Source organism: Promicromonospora sukumoe 327MFSha3.1 (assembly GCF_000385135.1).
GTDB lineage: Bacteria > Actinomycetota > Actinomycetes > Actinomycetales > Cellulomonadaceae > Promicromonospora > Promicromonospora sukumoe_B.
Window position 1 is genome coordinate 1,929,798 of record NZ_ARQM01000010.1, and the last position, 25,374, is coordinate 1,955,171.

At 74.1% G+C, this 25,374-nt stretch carries 24 protein-coding genes and 1 pseudogene; 12 read left to right on the plus strand and 13 right to left on the minus strand.

Annotated features, from left to right (window positions below):
- Positions 1-58 precede the first annotated feature (58 nt).
- From H291_RS33770 to H291_RS0112355, 4 genes are all read left to right on the plus strand, one after another.
- A complete protein-coding gene (locus H291_RS33770) occupies positions 59-991 on the plus strand; it encodes a hypothetical protein (RefSeq protein WP_026365685.1) in 933 nt (310 codons plus the stop codon).
- 408 nt (positions 992-1,399) lie between these two features.
- Positions 1,400-1,960 carry a hypothetical protein gene (locus tag H291_RS0112345; RefSeq protein ID WP_020015307.1) on the plus strand — a complete coding sequence of 187 codons (561 nt, stop codon included), beginning with the start codon at positions 1,400-1,402 and terminating at the stop codon, positions 1,958-1,960.
- A gap of 54 nt (positions 1,961-2,014) precedes the next feature.
- Positions 2,015-2,827, plus strand: coding sequence for a ChbG/HpnK family deacetylase (locus tag H291_RS0112350; protein WP_020015308.1), 813 nt, complete (start codon positions 2,015-2,017; stop codon positions 2,825-2,827).
- A 14-nt stretch (positions 2,828-2,841) separates the two neighbouring features.
- The gene (locus tag H291_RS0112355) at positions 2,842-4,299 is read left to right on the plus strand and encodes an MFS transporter (protein WP_020015309.1); all 1,458 of its coding nucleotides are present in this window, start codon (positions 2,842-2,844) and stop codon (positions 4,297-4,299) included.
- Here the strand turns inward: H291_RS0112355 and H291_RS0112360 are convergent.
- Positions 4,289-5,632: a CehA/McbA family metallohydrolase gene (locus tag H291_RS0112360; protein ID WP_020015310.1), complete on the minus strand. Its 1,344-nt coding sequence runs from the start codon at positions 5,630-5,632 to the stop codon at positions 4,289-4,291. The two genes, H291_RS0112355 and H291_RS0112360, sit on opposite strands and share 11 nt — an antisense overlap.
- 7 nt (positions 5,633-5,639) lie before the next feature.
- Positions 5,640-7,499 carry a S9 family peptidase gene (locus tag H291_RS0112365; RefSeq protein ID WP_020015311.1) on the minus strand — a complete coding sequence of 620 codons (1,860 nt, stop codon included), beginning with the start codon at positions 7,497-7,499 and terminating at the stop codon, positions 5,640-5,642.
- Positions 7,500-7,686: 187 nt separating this feature from the next.
- On the opposite strand from H291_RS0112365, the gene H291_RS0112370 reads away from it, so the two are divergent.
- Positions 7,687-8,580, plus strand: coding sequence for a Vgb family protein (locus H291_RS0112370; RefSeq protein WP_020015312.1), 894 nt, complete (start codon positions 7,687-7,689; stop codon positions 8,578-8,580).
- Here the strand turns inward: H291_RS0112370 and H291_RS0112375 are convergent.
- From H291_RS0112375 to H291_RS0112390, 4 genes are all read right to left on the minus strand, one after another.
- On the minus strand, positions 8,570-8,989 hold the full coding sequence (locus H291_RS0112375; protein ID WP_020015313.1) for a VOC family protein: 420 nt from the start codon (positions 8,987-8,989) through the stop codon (positions 8,570-8,572). The two genes, H291_RS0112370 and H291_RS0112375, sit on opposite strands and share 11 nt — an antisense overlap.
- 51 nt (positions 8,990-9,040) lie before the next feature.
- Positions 9,041-10,021, minus strand: a complete 981-nt coding sequence (locus H291_RS0112380; RefSeq protein ID WP_020015314.1) for a DNA-binding protein — start codon at positions 10,019-10,021, stop codon at positions 9,041-9,043.
- 321 nt (positions 10,022-10,342) lie between these two features.
- Positions 10,343-10,768, minus strand: a complete 426-nt coding sequence (locus H291_RS0112385; RefSeq protein ID WP_020015315.1) for a pyridoxamine 5'-phosphate oxidase family protein — start codon at positions 10,766-10,768, stop codon at positions 10,343-10,345.
- A 41-nt stretch (positions 10,769-10,809) separates the two neighbouring features.
- Complete coding sequence (locus H291_RS0112390; RefSeq protein ID WP_020015316.1) at positions 10,810-11,646, minus strand: NAD(P)H-binding protein; 837 nt, start codon at positions 11,644-11,646, stop codon at positions 10,810-10,812.
- 82 nt (positions 11,647-11,728) lie between these two features.
- Between H291_RS0112390 and H291_RS34560 the strand changes: the two are divergent.
- Positions 11,729-12,240 (plus strand): annotated as a pseudogene (locus tag H291_RS34560) (cupin domain-containing protein); the annotation flags it as partial.
- A 27-nt stretch (positions 12,241-12,267) separates the two neighbouring features.
- Positions 12,268-12,693: a helix-turn-helix transcriptional regulator gene (locus H291_RS34565; protein WP_232216065.1), complete on the plus strand. Its 426-nt coding sequence runs from the start codon at positions 12,268-12,270 to the stop codon at positions 12,691-12,693.
- Here the strand turns inward: H291_RS34565 and H291_RS0112400 are convergent.
- Positions 12,671-13,891 (minus strand): erythromycin esterase family protein, encoded by a 1,221-nt coding sequence (locus tag H291_RS0112400; protein ID WP_020015318.1) that lies wholly within the window; start codon positions 13,889-13,891, stop codon positions 12,671-12,673. The genes H291_RS34565 and H291_RS0112400 overlap by 23 nt on opposite strands.
- A 58-nt stretch (positions 13,892-13,949) precedes the next feature.
- Between H291_RS0112400 and H291_RS29845 the strand changes: the two genes are divergently transcribed.
- Positions 13,950-14,729, plus strand: coding sequence for a MerR family transcriptional regulator (locus tag H291_RS29845; RefSeq protein WP_020015319.1), 780 nt, complete (start codon positions 13,950-13,952; stop codon positions 14,727-14,729).
- Here H291_RS29845 and H291_RS0112410 read toward each other — a convergent pair.
- The 4 genes from H291_RS0112410 to H291_RS0112425 form a co-directional block, all read right to left on the minus strand.
- Positions 14,695-15,864, minus strand: a complete 1,170-nt coding sequence (locus H291_RS0112410; RefSeq protein WP_020015320.1) for an RNA polymerase sigma factor — start codon at positions 15,862-15,864, stop codon at positions 14,695-14,697. The genes H291_RS29845 and H291_RS0112410 overlap by 35 nt on opposite strands.
- A gap of 25 nt (positions 15,865-15,889) precedes the next feature.
- Positions 15,890-16,306: a YciI family protein gene (locus tag H291_RS0112415; protein WP_020015321.1), complete on the minus strand. Its 417-nt coding sequence runs from the start codon at positions 16,304-16,306 to the stop codon at positions 15,890-15,892.
- A gap of 143 nt (positions 16,307-16,449) precedes the next feature.
- Complete coding sequence (locus tag H291_RS32535; RefSeq protein WP_020015322.1) at positions 16,450-17,913, minus strand: tyrosine-type recombinase/integrase; 1,464 nt, start codon at positions 17,911-17,913, stop codon at positions 16,450-16,452.
- 60 nt (positions 17,914-17,973) lie between these two features.
- Complete coding sequence (locus H291_RS0112425; RefSeq protein WP_020015323.1) at positions 17,974-19,227, minus strand: MFS transporter; 1,254 nt, start codon at positions 19,225-19,227, stop codon at positions 17,974-17,976.
- A 143-nt stretch (positions 19,228-19,370) separates the two neighbouring features.
- On the opposite strand from H291_RS0112425, the gene H291_RS0112430 reads away from it, so the two are divergent.
- Positions 19,371-20,258, plus strand: coding sequence for a winged helix-turn-helix transcriptional regulator (locus tag H291_RS0112430; RefSeq protein WP_020015324.1), 888 nt, complete (start codon positions 19,371-19,373; stop codon positions 20,256-20,258).
- Positions 20,259-20,295: 37 nt separating this feature from the next.
- Here the strand turns inward: H291_RS0112430 and H291_RS0112435 are convergent, their stop codons facing one another.
- Positions 20,296-20,991: a LysE family translocator gene (locus H291_RS0112435; RefSeq protein ID WP_020015325.1), complete on the minus strand. Its 696-nt coding sequence runs from the start codon at positions 20,989-20,991 to the stop codon at positions 20,296-20,298.
- Positions 20,992-21,046: 55 nt separating this feature from the next.
- On the opposite strand from H291_RS0112435, the gene galE reads away from it, so the two are divergent.
- Positions 21,047-22,069, plus strand: a complete 1,023-nt coding sequence (gene galE / locus H291_RS0112440) for a UDP-glucose 4-epimerase GalE (RefSeq protein ID WP_020015326.1) — start codon at positions 21,047-21,049, stop codon at positions 22,067-22,069.
- A 75-nt stretch (positions 22,070-22,144) separates the two neighbouring features.
- Here the strand turns inward: galE and H291_RS0112445 are convergent, their stop codons facing one another.
- Positions 22,145-23,491 (minus strand): 3'-5' exonuclease, encoded by a 1,347-nt coding sequence (locus H291_RS0112445; protein WP_020015327.1) that lies wholly within the window; start codon positions 23,489-23,491, stop codon positions 22,145-22,147.
- A 208-nt stretch (positions 23,492-23,699) separates the two neighbouring features.
- Between H291_RS0112445 and H291_RS0112450 the strand changes: the two genes are divergently transcribed.
- On the plus strand, positions 23,700-24,035 hold the full coding sequence (locus tag H291_RS0112450) for a hypothetical protein (protein WP_157236836.1): 336 nt from the start codon (positions 23,700-23,702) through the stop codon (positions 24,033-24,035).
- Between the two features lie 79 nt (positions 24,036-24,114).
- Complete coding sequence (locus H291_RS0112455; protein WP_020015329.1) at positions 24,115-25,071, plus strand: ribonuclease Z; 957 nt, start codon at positions 24,115-24,117, stop codon at positions 25,069-25,071.
- Positions 25,072-25,374: the final 303 nt, after the last annotated feature.

Below are 25,374 nucleotides of genomic sequence, written 5' to 3' on the forward strand. Positions count from 1 at the left end.
AACATATGGGACAGCACCGCAGCGGGTCGCGGGCAGTCGATGGTGAGGGAGCGCGGTCATGGCGGACGGCACGACGGACGGTACGCAGGACCAGGTCCCGGACGAGACCCAGGTGGAGACGCCCCGGGCTGCCGGGCCGGACGCGGGGGAGAGCGAGACCTCGCCGGTCGGGGCTCCTGGCGCGGAGGCTGCCGGCGCGGAGGCTGCCAGCGCTGAGAACGCTGGTATCGAGACCGCCGTCGAGACTGCCGTCGCCCAGGCTCCCGATGCACCCGCTGTCGTCGCCGTTGAAGGCGACCCGGCCGCCGAGACAGCCCCTACCAAGACGGCGCCCGCCGAAACGGCGCCAGCCGAGACCGCGCACGCCGAGACCGGCCTGCGGGCCGACACCGGACGCGTCGCCCGGATCGTCGCCGCACTGCGGCAGGCGCACGCCGAGCAGGCCGCACGGACCGCCACTGCTGCCGAGTCGTCGGAGACCTCCGCGCTCCCCGAGCCCCCGGCGCTTCCTGAGACCGCTGCCCTTTCTGAGACCGCTGCCCTCTCCGAGACCGCCGAGCCCGCGGACCCGCCGGCTCCCCGCCGGGAGAGCAGCGGGGTGCGGCACACCCCGCCGGCCATGCCCACGCTGCGCTGGAACCCTGGTGCCCGCTACCGTGCCTCGCAGCTCGCGAGCCAGGTCGCACCGCCCGAGCCGAACGCAGCGGTGCCTCCCGTGCCACTGCCTCCGGTGCCTCCGCCGCCGGCCCCGCTGCCGCCCGTTCCCGCACCCCCGGCCGGCGCCCCTCCCGCACTGGCCGGGCGCCTGTTCCGCGGCCCGGCCCGCCGGACCGCCGTCTTCGAGCGCGAGATCTGGCATCCGACGGCGCCGTCCTCGCGCATCCCGAGCGACGTCGGCGAGGCGCTGGTCGCCGCGGTCGAGCGCTACCGCAAGGGCTCGATCTCGACGTCGGGCCTCGTGCGCGCGATCGCCAGCACCCACGCCGCCTGACGGCGGCCCGGCCACCCGCGCCCGCCGACCAGCGCCCGCCCACCGGGACAAGTCGTTCGACGTCCGCCGTCCGCCTCCCCGAGGTCGGACGGCGGACGTCGTGCTGCACGGCGCCGTCGGTCACGGCCTCGCCGGTCACGACCCCGCCCGTCACAACCCCGCCAGCCCCGTCCGCTGACCGTTTTTCGCCGGTTCTGCGCCGTGTTTTCAGATAGTGGGAAATCACAAACCTGATCCGCGCGGGTTCGCCCGGGTGAACCCTTGTACCCGCTTCTCGCAGCGGGGGACCATTCGTTGCACTGCAAGCGAGTACACGAAGCAGACGCCCCGCGCGCCGCGACCTGTCGCTCTCTCTCAGTGGGTGCCCACCGGCACCTGATGACCAGGACGACAGGGGGTGAACGGCTGATGCGTGCACGGGTCGGGGCGTCGCTGTTCGGCGTCCTGCTGGTGGGCGGACTGCTGGGCGGCTGCGCGCGCGAGGCGAGCGTCGCGAACTTCACCGTCCCCGAGAAGTACACGACCGTCGAGCAGCTGGTCGCCGACGCCGACGTCGTCGCGCTGGTGCAGGCCGGCCGCTCCGGGGTCGACGTCGTGGACCGGGTGCCCTGGACGCGCACCGAGCTGGAGCTGCGCAAGGTGATGCTCGGCGAGGTCGAGAAGGACGCGAGCCTGGTCGTCACCCAGGTCGGCTCGGCGTCGTCGCCGCCGGGGGCGAACCTGGCCTCGATCCTGCGCAGCGACCACGAGTACGTCGTGATGCTGCACCGCACCGACGTGGGCGAGTACGAGGTGGTGGGCACCGGCGTCTGGCGGGCCGACACCCTGGGCGCCAGCCTCACCCTGCACACGGCCAAGCCGTCCTGCGTCCCGTCCGCCATCCCGCACGTGACCACGCCCTGGGAGCTCGAGATGGAGCTCGGCAAGGTCAAGACGGTGCTCGGCACCGGCGTCATCGGTAAAGACTGAGGTCAGAGGCTTGTTTGGTCCCACGCGGGCCATCGCTGCGCCAGACTGGACCGCATGACGCGCAGCCTCGTCCTCACCGCCGACGACGCCGGGACCGATCCCGACGCGGACCGCGAGATCGCCGCCCTCCTGGCCGGATCGCCGCTCACCGCGGTCTCCGTGATCACCGCCGACCCGGGCGCGGGGCCGGGCGGCCCGCCGGAGAACCCGGGTGCGGCGCGCGCCGTCCGGAAGGTGGCCGAGGCGGCGCCCGACGTCGCGCCCGGAGTGCACGTCGTGCTCCCCACGCCCGCGCCGGAGGGCGGGTTCGACGACGTCACCGACCGGATCGGCGCCCAGGTCGACGCGCTGACGCGTGCCGCCACGGCCGCGGGCGCGCCGTCGCCCGGCCGGCTCGACTCGCACCAGGGCAGCCTGTACGGGCTCCTGGGCCGCTCCTACCTCGCCGAGTCGATCGCGTTCTGCGCCGCGCACGGGCTGGCGTTCCGCATGCCCCGCGGCCTGGAGCTCTACGGCGACGGCGACCCCCTGCTGGCGAGCGCCGACGTCCGCACCCGGCACGCGAGCGCCGTCGCGGCCGCGGACGCCGCCGGGGTGCGCCTCCCGCGGGTGATCGCGACCCTGCGCGGCGGCGACGCGGAGGCCAAGGACTACCCGACGCTGCGGGAGCACTACCTGGGTCTGCTGCGCCGCCTGCCCGAGGGGGCGAGCGAGATCTTCCTGCACCCGGCGCCGGACACCCCGCGGCAGCGGGAGGTCTCGGCGACGTGGTGGCGCAAGCGGGTGTGGGAGCTGCGGCTGCTGGGCGACCCGGTCTTCATCCGGGAGATCGAGCGGGAGGGCATCGACCTCGTCAGCGGGTGGTGAGTAGGCTCACCGGCGTGGAGGCCGAGGACGCCGTGGACGCGCCGCAGGCAGGATCCCCGCCGCGGGGTGCCCGCGGGACGTCGCCGCTGCGCTACGGCGTGGGGATGTTCGGCACGTCGCTGCCGATCAACCTGGTCAAGGGCTCGATGCTCTACGTGTACGTGGAGCTGCTCGGCCTGGACGCCGTCGTCTACGCGACCGTGTACGCGGTGTACGGGGTGCTGGACGCCCTGGACAACCCCGTGTTCGGGTACCTGTCGGACCGGACGCGCTCGCGCTGGGGGCGGCGTCGGCCGTATCTCGTGGTCGGCGCGCTGGTGCTCACGCTCACGACGATCGCGCTGTTCACGGTGCCGGGCGCGGTGGCGGACTCGGCGGTCGGGCTCGCGGTGTGGTTCGCGGTCTTCGCGATCACCACGGAGATGGCCGACTCCCTGATCAACGCCAGCTACGGCGCCCTGCTGCCGGAGCTGTTCACCCACGAGCGGCGCCGGGCGACGGCGAACGCGGTGCGGCAGGGCGCGCAGCTCGTCGCTCTGGTGGTCGCGCTGGCGCTGACGCCGGTCCTGGCGCGGAACGTGCTGGGCGCCGAGGGCTCCGCCGTCGGCTACGGGCGGCTGGCGATCATCTTCGGCGTGGTCTCGGCGGCGGTCATCCTGTGGACCGCGCTCGGCGTGCGGGAGGACCCGGCCCTGGACGCGGAGCCCAAGCCGCAGTTCTTCCGGTCCGTCGGGCAGATCCTGTCGACGGCGCACTTCTGGACCGTGGGGCTGGTCAACGCCTGCTACGGCGCGGCGATGGCCCTGGTGCTGGGCGGGCTGCAGCTCTACGTGGCGCACACGCTGGGCGGCTCGGCGCTGGACGCGAGCATCCTGCAGCTCGTGGTGATCGCCGTGTCGATCGGCATGTTGAGTGTGTGGGCGGCCGTGGTGCGGCGCAAGGGCGCGGCCTGGACGTGGCGGCTCGCGCTGCCGGTCGCCGCCGTCGGGTTCGTGCCGCTGTACTTCGCGACCGACCTGATCACGGGCATCCTCGCCGGGCTCGCCGTGGCCGTGGGCTACTCCGGCGTGCTCGCGACCAACGACCTGGTGATCGCCCGCGTGCTCGACGCCGACGCCGCACAGCACGGCACGCACCGCAGCGGCCTGTTCCTGGCCGCGTTCGGGGTGCTGGGCCGGCTCAACGGCCTGCTGACGGCGGCGGCGCTGGCCTCGCTCGCGCTGTGGTTCGGCTACCGCTCGGGCGCCGACCCCGGACCGGACCCCGGGCAGGCGTTCCGCGTGTACCTGTCGGTGTACCCGCTGGTGCTGCTGACGATCGGCACGGTCGTGTCGCGGTTCATCCGGCTGCCGGCGGCGCCGCAGGACACGGGCGCCGGGGGAGGCGCGTCGGCCGGGGTCGATCCTGCTGACGACCCCGCGGACGACCCTGCTGCCGACGACGGCGCCGGCAGCAGGCCGGTCACGCGCTGATCGCGAGCAGGGTCCGGTCGGCGGCCTCCAGCCGGTAGGGGCCCTGCCCGGGCGGCGCGGCGAACGTCACGCGGTCCCCACGGACCCGCCGCCTGCGGTCGGTGCCGCCGTCGGGCAGGCCCTCGACCAGGACGGTGCCGTTCGCGTCGACCGCGACCAGGTCCTCGCCCACGCGCACCAGGACCGGCTCGCCCAGCCCCGGGAAGCGGCTGATGGCGGTGCGGCCGTGGCGGATCGCGTCCAGGATCGCCTCCGGCGTGCGGTCGGTCGCCGCGACCCAGGTCGTGGGCGTGCCGGGCGGGTAGCCCTGGTCGGGCGTGTGGAAGTCGCTGCCGCCCAGGAACACGGGATGCCCGCCTGCGGCGCCGCCCGGCAGGCCCGGTCCGCCCTCCGGCGAGCCCTCGAGGCCCCGCAGGTACGCCCACGGCCCGGTCGCCGTCAGGTCGAGGAACCACGAGATGTGCCACAGCTCCAGGAACCCGGTCCGCACGGGGAACTGCCAGCCGCAGTCGTCCTGCAGCGGGTGGTTCACGGACAGCAGGCCGCCGCGCGCCTCGACGTCGGACAACCACTGCCGCGCCGGACGCCGGAAGTCCACCCAGCCGATGTCCCCGAACGCGTTCGCGTGCCCCGCGTGCGTGGTGACCTCCTGCCCGGGGAGCAGGGCCAGGTCGTACGCCGCGCCGACGCCGGGCAGGTGCGCGTGGTGCGAGACGGTGTTGTGGTCGGTCACGGCGAGGAAGTCCAGGCCGCGCCCGACGGCGGCGGACGCGAGCTGGGCGATGCTCAGCGTCCCGTCCGAGTGCGTGGTGTGCGCGTGCAGGTCACCCGCGTACCAGGTCAGGCCGTCGGGCGCGGGCAGGTCCCGCCCCAGCCGGGTACGGCTCGCGCCGGCCGAGCCCGAGCCGGTCCCGCTGCCCGACTGCGGGGGCGGCGCCGGCGGCTCGTCCTCGACCGGCCCGGCGTCGGACCCGGTGGCGATGGTGACCGTGACGTCGATCGGCTCGGCGGGCAGCTTGTGCAGGCCGAGCACCACGGCCCAGGCGCCCGGGACGAGCTCACCCGGCTCGTACCCGGGCGTGGCCGCGCCGGAGCCGGAGACGCCGGCACCTCCCGGGTCGATCGCGAACTGGGACCGCGCCCCGCCCGACCAGCCGCGCCAGCGCTCCGGGTCCCTGCAGCCCAGGTCGATCACGGCGGCGTCCCGGTCGTACGCGAGCGTGACCTCGAGGGCGTCCGCGCCGCGCCCCGGGATCTCGAACGGCACCTCGAGGTACCGGCCCTCGATCTGGTCGTCGACGGACAGGCGCAGGCGGCGCTCCTCGAAGGTCACGGTGCGCTCACCGCCCCAGGATCTCGGTCAGGAACGCGATCGCGGCGGGGTAGGCATCCTTGCGGTTGGCCCGCTTGGCCAGGCCGTGCCCCTCGTCGTGGTAGACCCGCAGCTCGTGCCGGATGCCGCGGTCCGCGAGCGCCGCGGCGATCTGCTCGGCCTCGGAGAGGGGGACGCGGGGGTCGTTGGCGCCGTGGATGACGAACAGGGGCGCGCGGAGCTGGTCGAGGTAGGTGATGGGTGAGGCGGCGACGAGGAGGTCGCGGTGGTGCTCGAGGCTGCCGTACTCGCGCTCACGGGCGGCGCGGCGGTACTCGGAGGTGTTCTCCAGGAAGGTGACCAGGGAGGACATGCCGACGATGTCGACGCCGGCGGCCCAGAGGTCGGGCTGCATGGTGGTGCCGGCGAGCACCATGTAGCCGCCGTAGGACCCGCCCCACAGGGCGCTGCGCTCGGGGTCGAGGCCGAGGTCGGGCAGCCAGGCGCGCAGGGCGGCGAGGTCGGCGACGGAGTCGAGCCGCTTGTCGACGTCGTCGAGGCTGACCCAGCGCTTGCCGTAGCCGGCGGAGCCGCGCACGTTGGGCACCAGCACGGTGAACCCGGCACCGGCGAGGGCCTGGATGACGGGGGAGAACAGGCGGGTGGCCTCGCCTTCGGGGCCGCCGTGCACGAGGACGACGGACGCGCCGGCGACGGGGGTGTCGGTGGTGGCGGGCCGGTAGACGAAGCAGGGGATCTGCTCGCCGTCGGGCGTGGGGACGCGGTGCACGGTGGGCAGGGCGACGGGCAGGCCGTCGGGGATCTGGGCGCGGCCGTCGACCAGGGTGGTGGCGGTCCCGGTGGTGGCGTCGACGAGGTGGATGGAGCCGGGGTCGCCGGAGGTGGTGAGGTGCACCGCGAAGCGTGAGGAGTCGGGGGCCCAGACGACGGTGGGCACCCCGGTGTCGGGCAGGGTGACGTCGCTGCGGTGGGTGCCGTCGGGCTCGTGGACGGCGAGGGTGGTGACGCCGTCCTGGTGGTGGCCGACGACCATGGCGGAGCCGTCGGGGGAGAGGACCACCTCGAGGTCGTGGTCGGCGGCCTCGACGAGGGTCTCCCAGGTCGTCCCCCCGGCCCCGCCGGCTGTGTCGGCTCCGGAGCGGACCCGGACGACGGCGGCGTGCTCGCGCTCGTGGTCGGAGGCCATGACCAGGGCGTCGTCGCCGGCCGTCCAGGAGACGTGCGTGTGGTGGGCGTGCTCGTCGGCCGCGGTGACCGTGCCGGTGACGGCGGCTGGGCCGGCGGCGGTGCCGGTGCCCGCGACGAGGATCTGCGTGGAGCGTGGCCGGCTGCTGAGCACGGTGATCGCCACGGAGCGCCGGTCGTGGGAGGCGACCGCGTCGACGAGGTACCCGCCGCCGTCGTACAGCGTGGTCTGGGTGCCGGTCGCGAGGTCGTGCACCACGACGTCGAAGTCGACACCGTCGCGCCGGTTGGTCAGGAACACCACGGACCCGGCGGAGACGTCGGCCAGGTCGTGCTTGTACGCGGGGTCGTGGACCAGGGGCGTGAGGTCCCCCGCGCCGGCGGGCGCCGCGCCCGGCGTGATCTCCAGGAGGCTGAGCTGCATCTGCTCGTCGCCGCCGTTGTCGTGCTGCACTACCACGCCGCGGGTGCCGGGCACGTAGCGGCCGGAGCAGCGGGACGGCAGCGCCGTGAGCTGGGTGCGGCTGCCGTCCGGCGTGATCTCGACGAGCTGCATGCTGCCGGACTCGTCGTTCCCGGCCAGGATGCGGCCCTCGGGGTCGACGTCGAAGACGGTCCATGCGGTCAGGTCAAGGAGCGAGCTGATGATCTCGGGCGCGGAGGTCAGGGGTGCGGAAGTCACTCAGGCAACCTAACGGGACTCCTGCCTCGGTGTCCCGGACACGAGCCCCGGCGGTGGCGTCGGGCGAAATGTGGTTGCGCGCGTGACCGTACCCGGGACAGGGTGCGGTCACCGTCGGATCCGGTTTCCGCGAGCCGATCCTCCCCGGTCTGCCCGTCCTGCCGATCTCGTCCCGCGAGGAGCCGCCGTGCACCGTCCCCCAGTCACGACCATCACCGAGGTGCCGGTGGCGGACGCCGCGGCAGCGCCCTATGGCGTCACCGCGGGCCCGGACGGGGCGCTGTGGTTCACGCTGGCGCAGGGCGGGCGGATCGCGCGCCTGACCCTGGACGGTGAGGTCACCCAGTACCCGCTCGACGCGTCTGGGTGCCAGCCCACGGTCATCACCCCGGGACCCGACGGTGCCCTCTGGTTCACGCGGACCCAGGACCACCGGGTCGGCCGCATCGGTCCGGACGGGACCGCACGGAGCTTTCCCGTGCCCACCCCGGACAGCGCACCGTACGGCATCACCGCGGGCCCTGACGACGCGCTGTGGTTCACGCAGATGGCGGCGGACCAGATCGGCCGCATCACCGTCGACGGCCAGGTCACGGAGTTCGAGGTGCCCGTCCCCGGTGCCATGCCGTCGGCCATCACGGCAGGACCGGACGGCGCCCTCTGGTTCACCCTCAACCAGGCGAACGCCATCGGCCGGATGACCGTCGGTGGCGAGGTGACCGTCCACGCGCTGCCCACACCCGGCGCGGCACCCGTCGGCATCACCAGCGACGGGAAGGACCTGTGGTTCGCCGAGATCGCCGCGGGCCAGGTCGGCCGGATCTCGACCGGTGGTGAGATCCAGGAGTTCCCGCTCCCGGACCGGGACGCCAGACCGCACGCCGTCGTCGCGACCGCCGTCGGCGAGTGCTGGTTCACGGAGTGGGGTGCCAACCGCATCGGCCACGTGACGGGGGACGGCAAGGTCACCGAGCACGACCTGCCCACGGCGTCGTCCGAACCCCACGGCATCACGGTGGGGCCGGACGGCGCCGTCTGGGCCGCCCTGGAGATCGGCGCCGCCGTACGGATCACTCCGTAGGCCCGACCTGCTCCAGGTAGTGCGGGTTGTACATGACGCCGAGCACGTTCCCGAACGGGTCCACGACGGAGGCGGTGACGAAGCCCAGGTCACCGCGCGGCGTGACGGGCTGGTACTCGGTGGCGCCCAGCTCCAGCAGGCGGGCCACGAAGCCGTCCAGGTCGTCGACGTGCCAGTACATGAGCGCGCCCCCGGGCTGGTCGGGCAGGCCCGGGGGCGCGAACGCACGGCTGACGAGGCCGAGCTCCGCCTCGTTGTCCCCGATCCGGAACTCGGCGTAGGCCGGCTTCCCGTCCGGTCCGGGGCGCTGGAAGTACGGCTCGACGCCGAGCACCTCGGAGTACCAGTCGGCGGCCGCGCCGACGTCGTCGGCCCAGTAGTTGATGGTGGCGAATCCTCGAAGGCTCATGCCGCCATCACAGCACCCGCCACTGACACTCGCCGGGGCTCGCGGGTGGAGTCAGGCGCCGGGCGCGGCTTTCACCTGGTCTTTCGCCCCGGCCTTCGTTCCTACCTCGGTCTTCGCGCCGGCGGCGACCGACTCCGTGACAGCGTCCAGCGCCTCCCGCAGCCCCGCGGCCGCACCCTCGGCCTGCGCCTGGGCCGCGATGGCGGCGACGCGGGCCTGCTCGGCCTCCGCGGCCTGCCCGCGTGCGGCCTCCAGCGTGTCCCGCGAGGCGGTGAGCTCACCCTCCAGCCGGGCGACGGCCGCCTCCGCGGCGGACCGGCCGGTCTCCGCTGCCGCGCGGTCCCGGTTCGCCTGCGCGACGTCGCCCCGGGCGGCCTCCAGCGCGGCGCGCACGTCCGTCAGCGACTCCCGCAGCCCGACGGCGGCGCCCTCGGCCTGAGCGCGGGCTGACTCGGCCTCGGACCGGGCACGCTCGGCGGCCGTGGCCGCGGCCCGGTCCCGCGCGAGCTCCTCGCGCACCGCCTCCAGCGCCTGCTGGGCGGCGGCGAGCTCACCCTCCAGCCGGGCGGCCGACGTCGCCGCCTCGGTGCGGGCCTCCTCGGCCGCGGCCCGCTCGTCCTGGGCCGTGCGTACGTGCTCCCGCGCGGTCTCCAGGAGCGCACGGAACTGCGCGAGCTCGGCGTCGGCCTCGTCCACGCGCGCCGCCAGGGCGTCCGCCTCGCCCACGACGGCACTCAGCGCCTCCTCCGACGCCGCGGTGGCCGCCTCGTGCTCCGTGCGCGCCGCCTCGATCGCCGCACCCCACAGGGCCTCCAGGCCCCGGTCCGCCAGAGAGCTCACCGCGGCGGGCAGCTCAGGGAGCGCCGAGCGTGCGTCGCTCTCGGCGGCCCTCGTCTCGCGCCACTCCCGCAGGTACTTCGTGGCTGTCGCGTTCGAGCACCCGGCGCGCTCGCGCACGTTGGTCACCGTGACCGCCACCCCGTCGGCCGCCAGGGCGTCCGCCGCCTGGAAGACCCGTTCCTTGTCCCGCACGTTGTTCCCCGCTCAAGTCGTCGTGTCGATGTCCGCGATCGGACGGCAGCCGATCTCCAGCCCCATGTTTTTCGCCGCCGTAGCGCTCCTCGTAGTAGTACGAGTAGTAGCGTAATACTACTCCTACTTTCGCTCCGCAAACTACGCACCCGCTTTCCTGAAGCGGGTGCGCAGAGAGTTCGAAAATGGCTGAGTAGCAACGATCTGAGCCGCTCGGAGAGGCACTACTCCGCGCTCAGAGAGCAGATAGTGAGCACAGAATCCACGACGAATCCTGCTCGGATCCCCGGCCGGGTCGGTCGTGACTCCCCGTGCGTCACATCAGGACGCGTACCGGCGCACGCTCTCCGGGTGGATGACGACGCGCAGCAGGTCGACCCGCAGCATCCCCGCGAGAGCCTCGGCCCGGGCGGGGTCCCCGAGGTCCCAGTAGCGGGCCGCGAGGCGGGACGCCAGGTCCCGGGCGCCGTCGGCCTCCACCGTGGCGCGGCCGGCGACGGAGACCCAGTGCTCGCCCTCGCCCACGGGGGCCGCGACCACGAGCGACGCACGCGGGTCGCGCTCCAGGCGCCGCACCTTGAGCGAGTCCCGCTCCGTGAAGAGCTGGACGGTCCCGTCCGCGGCGGCCTCGAACCAGACGGGCCGCGGCTGGGGTGGCTGAGCCGGTCCGGCCACGGAGAGGAACCCGTGCAGGGGACGGGCGAGGAGCTCGAGGTCCTCGGTGGTCAGCAGGCTGGTGTCGCTCATGGCAGTCCTCTCAGGAGATCTTCGGATGGTCGTTCGGGAGGTCAGGAACGCCACGCACCCGCCGCCGCGGCCCGCACGACGTACTCCTCGAAGGCACGGGGCGGCCGCCCCAGCACCGTCTCGACGTCGCCGGTCGGCCCGGCCAGCAGCCCGCGTTCCATCAGCACGAACATCTCGGCGACGTGGTGGGCGTCGTCCTCGCCCAGGCCCGCCTCGACGAGCGCCGCACGGTACGCGGCGGGGGAGACCTGCCGGTAGGTGACGGGCAGGTCGGCCGCCCGGGCGATCAGGTCGACGGCCTCGGCGAAGGTCACCCCGCGCGGCCCGGTCAGCTCGTAGGTGCGCCCGGCGTGCCGTCCGGGCTCGGTCAGCACCGCCGCCGCGACGTCGGCGACGTCCTCGAGGTCGACGAAGGGCTCCGGGACGCTCCCTGCCGGGAGCGCCAGCTCGCCGGCGACCAGCGGGGCGTGGAAGAGGTCCTCGTCGAAGTTCTGGTCGAAGTTCGACGCGCGCAGCACCGTCCATTCCAGGGCCGAGCCCCGTACGGCGTCCTCGGCCGAGCGCATGTCCAGCCCGAACGGGGAGTCGCCCCACGTGTCGGCGCCGCGGCCCGAGAGCAGGACCAGGCGCCGCACGCCGGCGTCCTCGGCGCGGGCCACGAACTCGTGGACCGGTCCGGGCACGGACGGCGGCACCACGTAGACGGTGCCGATGTCGTGCAGCACCTGCTCCCAGCCGTTCGGGTCGGACCAGTCGAAGCGCGCCCGGCTGGACCGTGAGGCGGCACGTACCTGCGTGCCGGCCAGCCGCAGCCGGGCCGCGACCCGTCGGCCGGTCTTGCCGGTGGCGCCGAGGACGAGGGTGGTGTCGTTGCTCATGCCACCGATCCAACGGCACCCGTTCGGACGAATCCATGGGTAAAGCGCCAGATCCCATGGGTGATCGTCTAGCCTCGGTGGGATGGACGCCTTCAGTGACCTGATCCGCGGGGTGCGCGCCCACGGCTCCCTGTTCGGCAGCTCGACCCTGACCCCTCCCTGGTCCCTGCACTTCGTGGACGGCGCGCCGCTGACCCTGTGCACGGTCCTGGGCGGCGACGGGTGGGTCGTCCCCGAGCAGGGTCCGGCCGTGCTGCTGCGCGCCGGGCAGACGGTCGTCGTGCGCGGCCCCGAGACGTTCACCTTCGTCGACGAGGTCGGGACGTCGGCCGAGCCGGTCGCGTGCGGCGAGTTCTGCGCGACGCCCGAGCTGGGCGGGACCCGGCACCGGCTCGGCTGGCACGACGACGTCGACACCCCGGGCAGGCCCGGCGCGACCACCCTGATCGTCGGCGCCTACCCGGTCCGCGGCGAGATCAGCCGACGCCTGCTGGACGCGCTGCCCCGGTGCTGCGCGTGGGCGCCGGGGGCACCTCCGACGCCGTCCTGGAGCACCTCGCTGCCGAGCTCGCCGTCGACACCCCGGGCCAGCAGGTGGTGCTCGACCGGCTCCTGGACTGGATGCTGGTCTGCACGCTGCGCGACTGGTTCGACCGGCCCGGCGGCGAGCCCCCGCGCTGGTGGGCCGCGCAGCGGGACCCGGTGGTCGGCGACGCGCTGCGCCTGCTGCACGCCGAGCCCGCGGCGCCCTGGACGGTCGGCTCGCTGGCCGACCGGACCGGCGTCTCGCGCTCCACCCTGGCCAAGCGGTTCGCCGACCAGGTCGGCGAACCGCCGCTGACCTACCTGACCCGCTGGCGCATGACGCTCGCGGCGGACCTCCTGACCGACCGCGAGGCGGCGACCGTGGCCCAGGTCGCGCGCGCCGTCGGCTACACCGACGCGTTCGCGTTCAGCGCCGCGTTCAAGCGGACGCGGGGCATGAGCCCGAGCGTCTGGGCCGCCCGCGGGTTAGACCCGGCGCCTACCGGTGCGGGACGTCCCTGACGAACACGATCGCGTCGGTCTCTGCGAGGTCGGCCGGGTCCAGGGGCGCGTACCCGAACCAAGGGGAGACGCGGGCCGCGAGCGCCGCCCCGCCGTCGGCTCCCGCGCGGTGCAGCGCTGCCGGCCCACGCGGATCCACGAGGACCTCGTCCCGGCCGAGCCCGTACAGCAGCCCCTCGACCGTGTCCGGCTCCGGCGCCTCCACGCCCTGGTCCCGCAGCGTCCCGAGCGCCGTGGCCACGAACGCGTACCGGTCGCCGAGCCGGGTGCTGACGAGTGCGCCGGCGCCCCACCACTCCAGGCGTGGGTGGTCCCACATGGCCATGGTGCTGCGTCCCCGCTGCAGGTGGCTGTTGTGGGCGCTCACCAGCGCGGGTCCGCGTTCGGCCAGGGCGAGCAGGTTGTCGGCGATCATCGCGTCGCGGATCCCGAGCAGGCGGGTCATGCGGGCGGGCGACGGGTCTGCCATCCAGAAGTGGTAGCGCAGCAGGCCGGTGGCGGTGCGTGCGTACAGGTGGGCCCGGTCCCGCTCCTGGGGCGTGGAGCCGGCCAGGAGCTGCGGGGCGTGCGTCTCCAGGAGGGTCGCCAGGTCGTCGGCGAGCAGGCGCAGCTCCCTCGCCTCGGCGGACTGTCCCACCGACCGCGCGGGGTCCATCATCGCGGCGGGCTCGGTCCAGCGGTCGTCCGGGCCGATCATGCGGTCCAGGACGTCGGCTGTGCAGGGCAGCAGGTCGGCGTCCACGCGGGCGGACAGGTAGTCGTGCAGCGCGACGAGGGCCGCGCGGGGGCTGGCGGCCGCCGAGATCTCCAGCGGCCCGTCGGCGCCGGCGAAGCGGACGTGCTCCGCGGCCGGCCGGCCCTCGTTGTGGGCGCGCATCCAGGCCACGAGCTCGCGGTTGCCGGGGTACGCGCCCCACTCGTGGCTCAGGCCGCGCGCCAGCACGTCGTCGAGGTCGCCCCGGCCGGTCGTCACGTAGTCGTCGACGAGCAGGCCGGCGAGGCAGTCGGTCTCCAGGGCGATCGTGCGGTAGCCGTGCTGTTCCACGAGCTCGCGGAACAGGGCGTTGCGCGTCCGAAGCAGGTCCGGCGCGCCGTGGGTGGGCTCGCCGAGGGCCAGGATCCGGGGCCGGTCCCTCAGCAGGGCCAGCACGGAGGCGGCGTCGACGGGATGAACGGTGTCCTCGATGTCTCTCACCATTCCCTCAACGGTATCGTTGAAGGCTCAGTTGAGACCTGGCCCTGGAACGGAGCGTTGGGTGGCGCAGAACTTTCAAACGGGTGTCCGGCTGCGGCCGGTCGACCTGGCCCGTGGGCACGGTCTGTCCACGCAGGCGGTCCGCAACTACGAGGACGCCGGCATCCTCCCCGCCACCGACCGCACGCCCGCCGGCTACCGCGCCTACACGCCCCGGCACGCCCGGGCGCTGCGCGCCTTCCTGGCCCTGGTCCCCGGGCACGGCCACCCGGTCGCGGCCGCGATCATGCGTGCGGTGCACGACGGCGCCGTCGGCGAGGCCTTCCGGCTGATCGACGAGAGCCACGCGCTGCTCCTGGAGGACCGCCGGACGCTCCGCGCCGTCGAGGACGCCCTGCGCGACCTGGACGCCACGACTGCCGGACCGCCGTCCGCCCGGCCGGCCCCGCGGACCGAGCCGCAGGACACGTTCATCGGCCCCCTCGCGGCGCAGTTGCGCATCCGGCCCGCCACCCTGCGCACCTGGGAGCGCGCGGGCCTGGTGCGCCCGCGCCGCGACCCGCAGACCGGCTACCGGGTCTACGACGCCGCCGCGGTGCGCGACGCCCGCCTGACGCACCAGCTCCGCCGCGGCGGCTACCTGCTGGAGCAGATCGTGCCGCTGATCGAGCGGGTGCGGACGGCCGGCGGCCTCGCGCCCCTGGAGGCGACCCTGGCGGAGTGGCAAAGCCGCCTCACCGACCGCGGCCGGGCCATGCTCGCCGGGGCCGCCGCCCTGGAGGCCTACCTCGCCGCAGGAACCGGCCTCACCGGCCGGCCCGCAGCCGCGCCGCCTGCTTGATCAGGTGCGTGCGCTCGGCGGCGCTGGTCGCCCGGTCCGCGGCGGACGTGTAGTGGCGCACCGCAAGCTCGGTGTCGTCGGCGCGCTCGTACAGGTGGGCCGCGACGGCGTCCCACCGGGACAGGCCCGGGTCGACGTCGGCCAGCGCGGCCAGGCCGGCGCGCGGGCCGTCCACCTGCCCCACGGCGACGGCGCGGTTGAGCGCGACGACGGGGCTGTCCGTGAGCCCGGCGAGCTCGTCGTACCACTGCAGGATCTGCGGCCAGTCCGTCTCGGCGGCGACGGGGGCGTCGTCGTGCAGGGCGGCGATGGCCGCCTGGGCCTGGTACTGGCCGAGGTGGTCGCGGGACAGGGCGGTCTGGAGCACGTCGACGCCCTCGGTGATCATCGCCGTGTCCCACAGCGTCCGGTCCTGCTCGTCGAGCGGCACCAGCTCGCCGGACGCGGTGTACCGGGCGCCGCGTCGCGCGTGGTGCAGCAGCATCAGGGCCAGCAGCCCGGCGATCTCGGGGTCGGCCCCCTCGGGCCGGGCCGCCGAGGACACGGTGAGCTGGCGGGTGAGCCGGATCGCCTCGTCGGCCAGCGAGATCTCGCCCGTGAAGCCCTCGTTGAAGATCAGGTACAGCACGTGCAGCACCGCGCGGACGTCGCCGGGCGTGTCGAACCGCTCGCCGGTGATGGTGCGCTTGGCGCGCGAGATCCGCTGCGCCATCGTGGCCTCGGGGACCAGGAACGCCCGCGCGATCTGCGCCGTCGTCAGCCCGCCCACGGCCCGGAGCGTCAGCGCGATGGCCGACGCCGGGCTGAGCGCCGGGTGGCAGCAGCGGCTCAGGAGCAGCAGCGTGTCGTCCGACTGCTCGGTGGGGCCCTGCGGCGGCTCGTCACCCAACCGTTCCTCGCGGCGCCGCCGGGCGGCCTCGGACCGCTGGAGGTCGATCAGCTTGCGGCCGGCCACCCGCAGCAGCCACGCCTTGGGGTCGTCCGGCGCCTCGTCGGGCCAGTGCCGCACGGCCTCGATCAGGGCCTCCTGGACGGCGTCCTCGGCCGTCGCGAAGTCTGCTCCGCGACGGACGAGGACGCCGAGGACCTGCGGTGCGAGCGTCCGCACCCGGTCGTTCACCGCGTCGTGGTCCACGTCCAGCCTTCCTCGGCCCGCCGGCTCACTCGGAGATCGTCAGGTCCTCGCCGAGGAACGGCCGCACCTCGAGCCACTCGTAGATCGGCTTGCCGCCGACGCCGGGCGCTGCGGACAGCTCGGCCGCCGCCTCGTAGGCGCGCTCCTGGGACTCGACGTCGATGATCATCCAGCCGGCGATGAGGTCCTTGGTCTCCGCGAACGGCCCGTCCGTCACCGGCGGGCGGCCCTCGCCGCCGTACCGCACGAACGTGCCCTCCGGCGAGAGCGCGCCCTCGCCCACGAACTCACCGCTCTCGGTCAGCTTCTCGGCGAACCGGCGCATGTAGTCGATGTGCTCGGTGATCTCCTGCGGGCTCCACTGGTCCATCGGCACGTCCGTGCCGGGCACCCACTCGGGGCCGCCGCGCCGGTAGTGCTTCAGCAGCAGGTACTTCGCCATGGTTGTCTCCCTGGGTCACGGGCCCCGCGGGGCCCTGCGTCGTGGACGCGGTACGGACGCGGTTCCGCGCCCTCGACCCTAGGACGGAGCCCTCGTCGGGTTCTCGACATCAGGATCACCGATTCCCGAGAAAAAAGTTCGGGTCAGCCCGCGCGGGTGCGCGCGGCCCGGATCGGCGTGACGGCCGCAGGCCCCTGGGCCGCGTCGCCCGTGACACCAGGCCCGGACCCGGGCACGACGGCGGACGCCTGGAACGCCGCGCTCATCGTCTCGCCCAGGGCGTCGAGGTCGTCCTCGAACAGGCCCGCGTACGTGGACAGCGTCAGCACCGGCGACTCGTGCCCGAGCATGCGCTGCACCGCCTTGACCGTGGCCCCGCCGGAGATCGCCAGCGACGCCGCGGTGTGCCGCAGGTCGTGCAGCGTGAGCGTGTCGAAGTCCTCGGCGCCCGGCGCGAGCGTGGTCCGCGACAGCGCCGCCAGCAGCCGGGTGCGGCTGACCTTCTCGCCGCGCGTCATCCCCGCCCGCGCCCGGTCGCCGGCGGCCACCAGCGCCCACGTCTCGGGGTCGGTCACGCCCGTCGCCTCCACGCCGCCCTCGGACTGGAGGCGGCGGACCGCGGCGACCACGCCGTCGTCGTACAGGCCCGGGGCGGGCAGACCGAGGGCCTGGCGCAGCGTGCGGACGGCGCCGCCGGCCGCGTCGACCGCGGGCCGGAACGCGGAGCGGTCGAAGCTCTCCCGGCGCAGCGGTCCGCCGCGGGTCCCGGTGAACAGCAGGTCGCCGGGCGCGCGCCCCGCCGCCTGGTCCGCCACGGCGTCCACCAGGGAGGACGGCAGCGGCACCTCGCGTCGCGCGTGGGTCTTGGTGTCGCCGAGCAGCAGCGTGCCGTCGTCCAGCCGGGTGTAGGCCTTGGTCACGTGCACGCGGCGGCGCAGCGGGTCGACGTCGGCCACCGTCAGCGCGCTGACCTCGCCCCAGCGCAGGCCCGTCAGGGCCGTGAGCAGCACGAGCGTGCGCGTCTGTGCCGACGTCGTGGCGTCCGCGACGCGGCGCAGCTGCTCGTGGGACAGGTACCGGTGCGGCTTGGTCTTCGGTGCGCGGGGCAGGGCCGGCACTTTGCCCGACGGCGTCCGCGCGGGATTGGTGCGCAGCCGGCGCGCGTCCACCGCGGCATCCAGGAGGGCCACCAGGAGCCGGGCCGCGTCCCGGCGTCGGGCGGGCGAGGCGGTCTCGCCGGTGGTGGGGGAGGTCATGGTGGCGGCCCAGCGGGCGACGTCCTCGTGGGTGACCTGGCGCAGCGGGCGGTCCCCGAACGTGGGCGCGACCAGCGACCGGAAGCGTTCGTGCTCGGCCTCGACCGTGCGGGGCGCGCGGTCCACGCGGGCCTCCTGCCAGGTGGCGAACCACTCGGACACGGTGACGCGGCCCGCGGCCGGGTCGACCCACTCGGCGTGCTTGCCCGCCTCCTCCTGCCGCCGCGCCTCCGCGAGCGCCTCGCGCCGGACCGTGAAGCGACGCGTGCTGCGCAGGCGCCCGTCGACGCGGTATCGGCCGACGTAGCCGGTGCGGCCCTCGGAGTCGGTGCGCTGCTCGGTGTACGCCACGGTGGCAGCGTAGTCGGGGCGTTCGGCCTGGTCGTGGTCGCGCGGGGCGTGTCGACGACGTCACGGCGCGACGGGCTGCAGCGCGCTCTTGTGGTCCTCCAGGTTCCGCAGGCGCCGTACGGGGCTCGCCGCGAGGAGCGCGGGCCCGAGGAGCAGCACGAAGGCCGACCCGAGCAGCACGGCACGGGTCCCGGCCGTCTCGGCGACCGCGCCGGCGATCAGCCCGCCGAGGGGGATGCAGCCCCAGGACACGAAGCGGACAGTGCCCATGACGCGGGACAGGAGCTCGGGCGGGCTGGCGACCTGCCGGTAGGTGCGCGTGACGACGCTGCCGGGGACGACGCTGGCCGCGAAGACGAGGTTGCCGACAGCGAAGCAGAGCCAGCCCCAGTGGCCGGCGCCGGCGGGGATCAGCAGGGCACCCGCGAACCCGACGAGCCCGTCGAACAGCACGACGCGCGCCGAGCCGAACCGCCGCACGAGCCAGGGCGTCGCCCAGGCCGCGAGGAGCGCCCCGACACCTTCGGTCGCCAGCAGCAGCCCGACCACGGCGGCGGGTGCGTGCAGCTCGCGCACCAGGTAGATCGCGAACAGGGCGAGCTGGGCGCCGCAGACCGTGTTGACCACGCACGCCCACCAGGTGCACGGCGCCAGGACGGGGTGGGTGGTGACGAACCGCCAGCCCTGGGCGATCCGGCGGCGCAGCGGGGTCGGGTCGTCGTCGCCGGGCTGGCGGCGTTCGGGCAGGGTGCGCAGCAGCACGGCGGAGGCGACGTAGGACACCGCGTCGAGGAGCAGTGCGGGCGCGGCGCCGACGAGCTGGACGACCAGCCCGCCCAGCGAGGGTCCGCCGAGCTCGGTCACCGCGTGCGTGCCGGACATGAGCGAGTTGCGGCTCGTGAGCTGGTCGCGCGGCACCACGGAGGTGATGAACGTGGTGCTGGCGCTGAAGAACAGCACCTCAGCGAGGTTGAGCGTGAGCGCCACGGCGAACAGCTGGGCGAGCGTCAGGTGTCCGGTCCACCAGGCCAGGGGCACCGACACGATGGCGAGCGCCCGGACGAGGTCGGTGCCGATCTGGGTGGCGCGCAGCGGCCAGCGCTGCACGATCGCGCCGGCGGGCAGCCCGATCACGATCCAGGCCAGGTAGGACGCCGCCGCGAGCAGTCCGGTCTCGAACGGTCCGGCGTCGAGCACGAGCACGGCGGTCAGGGGCAGGGCGATCTTCGTGACCGCGGAGCCCATGTTGCTGGTGGTCGTGGCCGCCCAGAAGGTCCAGAAGGAACGTGCCGCGGTCGGTGCGGTCGTCGTCATGGTGTGTCTCCGTGGTGGGCGAGTGGGTTCCATTTTGGAACTGACTGGCCGTACAGTGGCAGAAGGACGGCTGCGGGCGCAACGTCCTGGCACCGGCGCCGCGTGAGGGCGCCCGGACGGAGACCTGCGAGAGGATGGCGCGCATGCGCAAGGAGGATCTGGCCGACGCCGACTGCGGGATCGCGCAGTCGCTCGGCGTCATCGGCGACTGGCAGAGCCTGCTGATCGTGCGCGAGGCCGCGGCCGGCGTCTCACGCTTCGACGCGCTCGCCCACGAGCTCGGGTTCAGCAGGCGCGCCCTGACCGAGCGCCTCGGCCGGCTCGTGGACGACGGCGTCCTGGAGCGGGTCCCGTACTCGGCGCACCCGCCCCGGTTCGACTACCGGCTCACCCGCCGCGGCGAGGGGCTCGTACCGGTGCTCGTCGCGCTGCAGGAGTGGGGGACGCGCCACGTGATGGGCGACGGCACCGTCTCGGGCGCCGTCGGGGACGCCGAGGCGCGACGGGTGCACGCACTGGTCGGCACGCGGGTGCCGGACGTGACGCTCACGGCCCACGACGGCGCCGCCGTCAGCCTCGCGAACCCCGACCGCTGGACCGTGCTGTTCTTCTTCCCGGGTGCCTACGCTCCCGACACGGACGGGTACCCCGCCGGCTGGAGCGACATTCCCGGCACCCGCGGCTGCACGCTGGAGTGCGTCACGTACGCCGGGCGCACCGCGGCGCTCGCCGACGCCGGCGCGCGGGTGCTCGGCGTATCCACGCAACGCCCCGACCAGCTCGCCGCCTTCGCCGCGCACGCGGGGCTGCCCTACGCGCTGGCGTCGGACCAGGACGGACTGGCGGCGTCCGCCCTGCGCCTGCCCGTGTTCCGGGCCGCCGGGACGGACCGGCTCAAGCGGACCACGCTCCTGGTCGCGCCCGACGGCACCGTGCGCCGGGTCCAGGCGCCGGTGACCGACCCGGCCGGCTCCGTGGACGACATGCTCGACGCGCTCCGCGCCGAGATCGGGCAGACCGTGCCCGGTTGAGTCGTGCCCGGTTGAGTCGTGCCCGGTGAGGCGGCCGTCAGAGCGGGCGGGCCTGCCCGGTCAGGGCGTTCCACCCGATGCGGCCGCCGAAGCCGAGGAGCACGACGCCGGTCACGCGGTCGGTGACGCGGGCGATCGCGCGCCCGGACAGCCAGCGCTTGGCCAGGCCCGCGGCGTGGATCAGCAGGCCGAGCCAGGCCAGCCCGAGGACGTTGTGCTCGGTCGCCAGGAGGACGCCCATGAGCAGGTGCGGCACGCCGTCGGGCAGGAACTGGGGGATCGTGGCCAGGTAGAACACCCCGACCTTGGGGTTGACCAGGTTGGTCGTGGCGCCGACCGCGAAGGAGCGCCACCGGGACCGGGTCACGACCGGCAGGGCGGCATCGGACACGACTGTGCCGGACGGGACGGCGCCGTCGGGCAGCGCGTCGTAGCGTCCCGGGCGGAAGCTGGTCCACAGCAGCCGGCCGCCGAGCCAGGCGAGGTAGGCCGCGCCGGCCAGGGTCAGCGTCCGGTAGGCGGTCTCGGAGGCGGCGAGCACCGCCGTCGCGCCCACGGCGGCGGCCACGCCCCACGCCAGGGTGCCCACGTTGATGCCGAGGGCCGTCGCGTAGGCGTGCGCGCGGCCGCTGACGACGGCGGTGCGCAGCACGAGCGCGCTGTCCAGGCCCGGCATGATCGTCAGGGGGATCGCGACCAGCGCGAACAGGAGCATCGCCTCGGGCACCGTCACGCGCGCGAACGTACCAGTGCCCGGACCGTGCGGCCGAGCCGGTATTTTGGAAGCCATGCGCGTTCTCGTCTCAGGTGGGGCCGGCTACATCGGCTCGCACACCGTCCTTGCCCTGGTCGCCGCCGGTCACGACGTCATCGTGGTCGACGACTTCTCCAACTCGAAGCCCTCCGTCCAGGGTCGCCTGGAGGCGCTCGCGGGCCGGGCGATCCCGTTCCACGCCTTCGACCTGACCGACGCCGACAAGACCGAGCGGCTGTTCGCGCACGAGCACATCGACGCCGTGATCCACTTCGCGGGGTTCAAGGCGGTGGGGGAGTCGGTGGCCCGGCCGCTGGACTACTACCGCAACAACCTCGAGTCGACGTTCGCCCTGGCGGCGTCGATGGCCAAGTACGGGGTCACCAGGCTGGTGTTCTCCTCCTCGGCGACGGTCTACGGCGAGAAGGCCCCGGTGCCGTACACGGAGGACTACGAGTACCTGTCCTCGTCCTCGCCGTACGGGCAGACCAAGGTGATGATCGAGCGCGTCCTGTCGGACATCGCGCAGATCTCCGAGGGCTGGAAGGTGGCGCTGCTGCGCTACTTCAACCCGGTCGGGGCGCACGCGAGCGGCGACATCGGCGAGGACCCGCAGGGCATCCCGAACAACCTGATGCCGTTCATCGCGCAGGTCGCGGTGGGGCGCCGGGACAAGCTCACGGTGTTCGGGGGCGACTACCCGACCGCGGACGGCACGGCAGAGCGGGACTACCTGCACGTGACCGACCTCGCCGCCGGGCACGTGGCGGCCCTGGAGCACCTGGACGACATGGCCGAGCCGGCGCGGGCGTTCAACCTGGGCACCGGTACCGGCACGTCGGTGCTGGAGCTGCTCAAGGCGTTCGAGCGAGCCGTGGGGCGCGAGCTGCCCTACGAGATCGGGCCGCGCCGCGCCGGGGACCTGCCCGCGTTCTGGGCCGACCCGACGCGCGCCAACACCGAGCTGGGCTGGCACGCCACCAAGACGATCGACGACATGTGCGCCGACACCTGGCGCTGGCAGTCGCAGAACCCCGAGGGGTTCCCGGGCAGCTGAGCGTGCCCGCCTGAACACGACCGAACACGACGTAGGGCCCGCAGCCACCGGCTGCGGGCCCTACGTCCTCCCGGCTCAGACCAGCGGGTTGCCGATCGGCGGTGTCTCCAGGCGGTCGAACTCGAGCTGCGGCACGCCCTCGTCGGGGTCCGGGGTGCGCGACGGCCGCGGGTTGGCCCGGGGCGCCGGCATCGGGATGGGCCGCTGGTCGGGTCCCAGTGCGGACCGGGAGTCGTTGCGTGTCGCGCGCTCGCTGGCCGACGGCTCCTCCCGCACGGTCTGGCGCACCGTGCGGTCCACGGGCTCGGCGTGCGCCTCCTCGAAGGCCCGCACGATCGACCACGGCAGCCGGATGTAGCCCTCGACGTCGAACCCGTTGGCGATGGCCCAGGCGCGCATCTGCGCCGGGGACGACGAGCGACGCCCGTCGGTCGGCTTCTTCGTCCCCGACTCGTCGACCAGCTTCGGGAACTCGACCGGCGTCGCCTCGACGATCGGCTCGATGACCGACTCCCGGGAGCAGCCGAGCGTGTCCGCGACGCGCCACAGCTCCTGGCGGGCCTCCAGGTGGTACCGGTCGGCCTCGATCGCCTGGTGCACCAGCGCGTCGAAGAACTTTTTGCGGATGTCGGCGGCCCCGTCCGGCGTCAGCCGGTACAGCGGCTCGGCCTCGGCCAGGCCCGACGACGTCTGCGGCGTCAGGCGGCCGTCCTGGAGCGTCTCGGCGATGAGCGACAGGTAGCCGTTGGTACGCACGTCGGCGACGGCCGCGACCGCATCGGCCAGCGGCTGGCCGGCGAGCGTCGTCAGCACGCTCGGGCCGCGGCGGCCGGGCCACGGGCGCGGGGGCTCGGGCGTGCGGGTGGGGCCCTCGGGCCACGGGTAGACCCAGGCGCGCAGCGTGACCTGCAACAGCTCGGGCAGGTCCGGCAGGCCGCTCGCGCTCTGCACGAACCGGGCCAGCAGCCCGGCCACCGCCCGCGCCTCGTTGAGCGGGCCGGAGTTCGGCTGACCGCCCTCGAACGGCACGCCCGCCGCGGTGCAGCAGTCCGACAGGCGGCGGTGCACCAGGCCGGGCAGGTAGTGGTAGCTCGCGTCGATGATCGTCAGCTGCGCGAGCGTGGGCAGCTCCCAGCCCAGGTGCGACAGCTCCGCGCGCAGCACCTCGATGCCGAGCCGGCCGTTGTGCGTCACGATCGCCATCTGCGACAGGCGCTCGCGGAGGGTGGCGGCGACGTCGGCCAGCGCGATCCACGCGCCGTCGGGGTGCAGCACCGCCGACCACTCGTCGACCACCGCGCCCCGCTCGTCGATCCGCACGACGGCGATCTCTCGCAGTCGTGCCCCGGCAAGCTGGATTCCGGTGATCCGGGTCGACACCGCTGCGTACGCGGGCTTGCCCACGCGTTCGTCCCTCGCCATGCGCGTCCTTTCTCGACCGCCGTGCCGCCTTTGGCGCGACGACGCGCCACAGGGTGCCATCTGAGCGAGAGTCCTGAAAGTGGAGATCGTACGAATATGTCGGATTCTGTGAAAATCACTACCAAAGATAGCGGACCGCCCCCCGATTATTAACACTTACGGTGGGTGTTTGGCCACCGCCTGGGGCGGTGCACATGGGGAGGTCATGATGCTGGCGAAGCTTTCGATCATGGACTGGCGCGCCGTCGCGGCGCTCGGGTTCGCTCTTCCGTACGTCGCGCTGGTCCTGTTCGGGGAACGGTTCGGCTGGCTCCAGCTGTCCACCTCCGACGCTCTGACCAGCCCAATCACCATTGTGGCACTCGGTTGCCTGCTCGCCGGTGCGGGCCTCGCGCTGACCCCGGTGATCCAGGGTGCGACCTACCCGATCCTCAACGTCCTGGTCGGCGGGGCCATGCTCGCCGGGTTCGGGTACGCCGTGCTGCTGCTCGCCCAGGCCCGGTACGGCTGCGACCCGCTGAACGTCTTGCCCGGCTGCGGGTGATCTTTGGAAAGTTAAGGACCTTGTCGTTATCGGGAGTTTTTCCCGTGCCGCGGGCCGCGCTCCGGGACACAATGCGACCGTGTTCCAGCGTCCGGCCAACCACCGCGTCTCGAGCCGTGAGCTCGTGGCCCTCGGCACCGCCAGCCAGGTGCCGACCCGTACCCGCAACCACAACGGCTACGTGCTGTTCTGGGACGACGAGGTCATCCTGTTCGACCCGGGCGAGGGCTCGCAGCGCCAGATGCTGCACGCCGGGATCTCCGCGACGGCGCTGACCCGGATCGCGCTCACGCACCTGCACGGCGACCACAGCCTGGGCCTGGCCGGCGTGGTGCAGCGCATCAGCCTCGACGCCGTGCCGCAGACCATCCCGATCATGTTCCCGGAGTCGGGCCGCCGCTGGGTCGAGAACCTGTGCGACGCCACCGCGTTCTACCACCAGGAACGCCTCGCGTTGCAGGGCATCAGGCGCGACGGCGAGGTGCGCCGCGTGCCGGGGGAGATGCACGGCCCGGCGGTGCTCAGCGCGGCCCGGCTGGACCACTCGCTGGAGGCGTACGGGTACCGCCTCGACGAGCCCGACGGCCGCCGTATGGTCCCGGAGCGGCTGGCCGCCGCCGGCATCGCGGGGCCCGACGTCGGCCGGCTCACCCGGGAGGGCACGCTGGAGACCGCGCGCGGCACGGTCCGGCTGGAGGACGTCAGCGAACCGCGGCCCGGGCAGTCGTTCGCGTTCGTCATGGACACCCGCATGTGCGACGCCGTGGGCCGGTTGGCCGACGGCGTGGACCTGCTCGTCATCGAGTCGACCTACCTGGACCGCGACCGCGGCCTGGCGCACGACCACGGGCACCTGACCGCCCTGGAGGCCGCGACCGTGGCGGCCCGGGCCGGCGTCCGCAGCCTCGTGCTGACCCACTTCTCGCAGCGGTACACCGACCCGGCCGAGTTCGAGCGCGAGGCCCGCACGGTGTTCGACGGCGAGCTCACGGTGGCGGCGGACCTGGACCGGGTGGCGGTGCCACGGAGGCGGTGAGGCGCTGCCGCGGCACGGGTCGCGGTCGGTAGTTCGGGGTGGTCGGTAGAACGTCAGGTAGTCGGCAACCCGGGTTACCGACTACCTGACGTTCTACCGACCACCCCGAACTACCGACCAGCCAACGGGGACCGGATCGTGCTGACGAGCCCCGGCGACCCGGACGACGTCGCGCAGCGGATCGCCGACGCCGTCGAGGCCGCGGGCGCCCCGGACAACCACGCGCTCGTCGTCGTCGACCTGGACGCCTGACCAGGAGCCGGTGTCCACGGGCAGTTCTACCCGTTGACCTGCCCGTGGACA